Here is a 2,565-nt window from a genome sequence, read left to right as displayed (position 1 = left end):
ATGTCGTGCAGCAGCATGCCGAAGCGCACGTCGGGGCGGTCGCAGCCGTAGAGGCGCATAGCCTCGGAGTACTGCATCTTCTGCAGGGGGAACTGCACGTCGTCAACACCCACGGCCTTTAAGGTCTCGGCCATGACGCCTTCCATCATGTCAGTGACGTCCCAGCCCTCCACAAAGGACATCTCGATATCCACCTGGGTGAACTCGGGCTGGCGGTCGGCGCGCAGGTCTTCGTCGCGGAAGCAGCGGGCAATCTGGTAGTAGCGCTCCACACCGGCACACATGAGCATCTGCTTGAACTGCTGGGGGCTCTGGGGCAGGGCGTAGAACTTGCCCGGGTTCGGGCGGCTGGGCACAATGTAGTCACGGGCGCCCTCGGGGGTAGAGTTCGCCAGAATGGGTGTCTCAATCTCCAGGAAGCCGCGCTCGTCGAGCGCGCGACGCATGGCCTGGGTAACCGTATGACGCAGCTTCAGGTTGGCGAGCATCTCCGGACGGCGGATGTCCAGATAGCGCCACTTCATGCGCGTGATCTCGTCGGTCTCGATGCCGTCTTCGATGGAGAACGGCGGCGTGACCGAGGTGTTCAGCACCTCTACGGCGTCAGCCAGCACCTCGATGGTGCCGGTGACCATGTTCGGGTTCACCGCCTCGGGCGCGCGCTCGCGCACGCGGCCGGAAATCTTCAGCACGTACTCGCGGCCCAAATGCTCGGCCTTCTGGAAATCCTCAGGCGAAACGCAGTCGGGGTCGACCACAATCTGCGTGTAGCCCTCGCGGTCGCGCAGGTCGATGAAAATAAGCCCGCCGTGGTCGCGCGTGTGCCACGCCCAACCGGTCAGGACCACTTCCTGGTTCACATCATCGGCGCTCAGCTGCCCGCAGGTAGCCGTATGCATGCAATACTCGTTACGGAAATCTTCCATAGTGCTGTTCGTTCTCCTAGGGTTCGTAAAAACACGTGCCTGTTATCGTACCTCATTGAGGTCATGCAAGCCAGTTTGCTGGGCGCTTTTTCGCTGAAACGAAATGTTTAGACCGGCCCCAACCCTCCATCTGATCGCTTACCCAACCGCCGCCAAAACCTTCCTTGCTTTTTCCAGCGCCGCCTCACGCATGAAAGCCGATTTCTTCATGCCACTTGCCGCCGCAGCTCGGGAAATAAGCTCCGCTCCCGACTCGGGGCACTTGAAGGAGAGGTTGGCGTTTGCCTCATGGGAAAGCGGAGGCCTTCCCGCTCGCACCTCGACAAGCGATCCTTCCCACACACCCTCTTCCCACTCCTGGGCGCGCTGCTCTATCTCTTCATCGGAAAGAAGGTAGCCATTTGCCAAAGGATACTCAGCCATCATCTTCTCCTTTCGTTTCGCTTGATCTCGTCCCTCACGCGCTTCGACACGGGGGTGTTAGCGTGATAGACAAGCCAGCCCTCTTCAGTGGGCACGCCGACCATTTCCAGCTCTCGGCCTCCCTCATCCATTCCCAGCCTGAGGTACTCGGGAAAGTGAGGGCTTTCAGGTCGCAGCGCTTCGTAATATGAAGCGCACCAAGCGTATTGCACGTTCGCCTCAGTCAATTGAGGATGTCGCCGCATAATCCGCGGATGCACCACCACTTTATCCATGCCGTACCCCAATTTTCTACTACTTTATTCTACTACTATATTTGCTCGATTTACAGACGAGGTGTCGTCAAATTCATGGCAGAGTATAAGCCGCCCAAAGAAGAACCTGTTGCGCTATAAACGAACTACAACGCAAAAAAGCCCCGCAGCCTTCAGGCTGCGGGGCATCTGCAGACAAAACGCGATCAGGGCGAAACCCCACCCGATATACCAAGCGACGGCAGGGCATCACTTCTCAACCATAGTTGAGTCAAGAGGGCTGCGGGGCGTGCCTCCGCGCGCAGGTTCCGCAGCGAACGAAACAGTCCAGCGGACTGTTTCGCCGAGCGAGGACTGCTTGAGCACGGAGGTATGCCCCGCAGCCCTCCCCCGAGGAGCTTCTACTCTTCGATAAGGTCGCGAAGGACGTATTGCAGGATACCACCATTCTCGTAGTAACGGCCCTCCGTAGGCGTATCGATACGCACGGTAGCGTCGAATTCCACGGTGCTTCCATCGGCCTTGGCTGCACTCACCTTCACCACGGCCGGATTCGGCAGCCCCACCGAGAAGTCGATGGGGGCCACGGTGAGCACCTCGGAGCCGTCGAGGCCGAGCCACTCGGCGTTCTGGCCCTCCTGGAACTGCAGCGGCAGGATGCCCATGCCGATGAGGTTCGAACGGTGAATGCGCTCGAAGCTCTCGGCAATGGCCACGCGCACGCCCAGCAGCATGGGGCCCTTGGCCGCCCAGTCGCGCGACGAACCGCTTCCGTACATCTTGCCCGCGAGCACCGCCGCCGGTGCGCCGGCCTTCTCGTAGTTCACGGCCGCGTAGTACAGCGGCGTGATGTCGCCCGTGGTGAAGTCGCGGGTCCAGCCGCCCTTGCGACCGTCGGCCAGCTTGTTCTGCAGCTTCACGTTGGCGAAGGTGCCGCGCATCATCACCTCGTGGTTGCCGCG

At 60.4% G+C, this 2,565-nt stretch carries 2 protein-coding genes and 1 pseudogene; all 3 read right to left on the bottom strand.

Features of this window, described 5'->3' with window-relative positions; genetic code table 11:
* On the bottom strand, nt 1–926 hold a 926-nt coding region (aspS, locus tag QZ307_RS07840), incomplete at its 3' end, for an aspartate--tRNA ligase (RefSeq protein WP_295998250.1).
* A 138-nt stretch (nt 927–1,064) separates the two neighbouring features.
* Complete coding sequence (locus QZ307_RS07835) at nt 1,065–1,349, bottom strand: DUF1778 domain-containing protein (RefSeq protein ID WP_295998247.1); 285 nt, start codon at nt 1,347–1,349, stop codon at nt 1,065–1,067.
* Nucleotides 1,350–2,004: 655 nt separating this feature from the next.
* Nucleotides 2,005–2,565, bottom strand: a pseudogene (gene acnA, locus QZ307_RS07830) (aconitate hydratase); the annotation flags it as partial.

It is taken from the genome of uncultured Adlercreutzia sp. (genome assembly GCA_910585575.1).
In the GTDB taxonomy this organism is placed as follows: Bacteria; Actinomycetota; Coriobacteriia; order Coriobacteriales; family Eggerthellaceae; genus Adlercreutzia.
Note: the sequence above shows the minus strand (reverse complement) of the source record. Positions and strands in the feature narration are given on the sequence as shown.